The sequence below is a fragment of the Pseudomonas sp. K8 genome, from assembly GCF_014889455.1.
Taxonomy (GTDB): domain Bacteria; phylum Pseudomonadota; class Gammaproteobacteria; order Pseudomonadales; family Pseudomonadaceae; genus Aquipseudomonas; species Aquipseudomonas veronii.
On sequence record NZ_VJWO01000113.1, the window covers coordinates 1 to 1,359 of the forward strand.

At 66.3% G+C, this 1,359-nt stretch carries 1 protein-coding gene; it reads right to left on the bottom strand.

All coding sequences use genetic code 11. From position 1 onward, the window contains the following. The coding region (locus INT12_RS30415) for an ImcF-related family protein (protein WP_319018072.1) at positions 1 to 1,359 on the bottom strand (1,359 nt) is incomplete at both ends.

Sequence of the window (1,359 nt, forward strand, 5' to 3'; positions counted from 1 at the left end):
GTCAGGCTCAGGCCGTCGGGCGCCTTGAGGGCCAGGCGGTAGCGGCTGTTGCCGTCGTCCAGTGGCGTGACCTGGGCGTTTTCCAGCAGGCGGATCAGGCCCCAGGTGCCGGGGTAGTCGCCAAACAGCCGCTCGCCGGCATGCACGCTGGTCCAGCTGAGGCTCACGCCGGGATAGTCGCTGCGCCCCGGCCAGTTGAAACGCTGCCAGCTTTCTTTCTGGTTGAAGTACTGGTGCCGGTCGCCGTTGAGGATGAAGGTGGTTTGCACCACGTCGCGCACGGGTTTGCCTTGCAGTTCAAAGCTCAGCCCCATGCCGCCGTCGGTGTAGAGCACATCGGCCAGTTCGCTCAGTTGATTGATCGCGCTCAGAAACCGTGGGTTGAAACGCAGGCCCTGGCTGTGGCGCGGATCGGCTACCCAACGGCTACCTTCCTTGCGCAGCACGCCGCTCAATTGCTGCTGTAAAAACTGTGCGATGCGCCCGGAGTCCGCGCGGATCATCTGCCCCAACATCGGCAACGACGCATCGCTGGTGGTGGCGGCAAACGGGTAACGGCTGGCGAAGGCGGCGTTCCAATGGCTGACGATCGAGCGCTGCCAGTGGCTGTTGAGGCCCGCGGCGGACGGTTGCAACACGCGTTGCCAGGCCTGTTCCAGCGGCTGCACGAACAGCGTCTGCGCCGCCCCACCCCACTCCGCGCCCAGGCTGGCGGCCAGCAGGGCACCGTAGGATTGGGTGTCGGTGAGGTCGATGCTGCGGCCTTGAAACACGCTTTGTGCCAGGGCCTGGGTCATTTCCAGCGGGTCGGGCGCGGTGCTGATCTGCTGCAGTTTCAAACGCACCCGTGTCACGCGGGTGAGGAAGGCCGGGAGACTGAGGCCGTCCGTGTTGGACTTGTCCAGCAGCGCCAATAACGGGCCGAAGGTCGCCGCCAGCGGCCCCGTGGCGGCCTGGGCCAACGGTTCGATCGCTGGAGCCTTGTCCGGCCCGATCAGCTTTTGCGCGGACTGCACCAGCGAGTCGGCCAGGGCCTGGGGTCGGCTGCCCGCCTGCGCCTGGTAGGCCACGCTGTTCAGCAGCGCGATCAAGGGCGATTGGCGCACGTCGCTCATCAGCGTCAATTGGTCGATTGACTCATCGAGACTCGCGGCCTGCTGCCAGCGCAGGCTGTTGAGCAGATCCTGCCAGGCGCTGGCGTAGTCCTGGAAGTAGCGTTCGGTGAGGCGGGCGCGCAGTTGGTCAGGGCTCAGGCGGGTGTGGACATCGGCGGGTTGGTCGCTGAGCACCCAATCGATTTCCTCGCGGCGCGCCTCGGCGATCGCATCGATGGCGTGGCGCACCGAGCCTTCCCAGGCC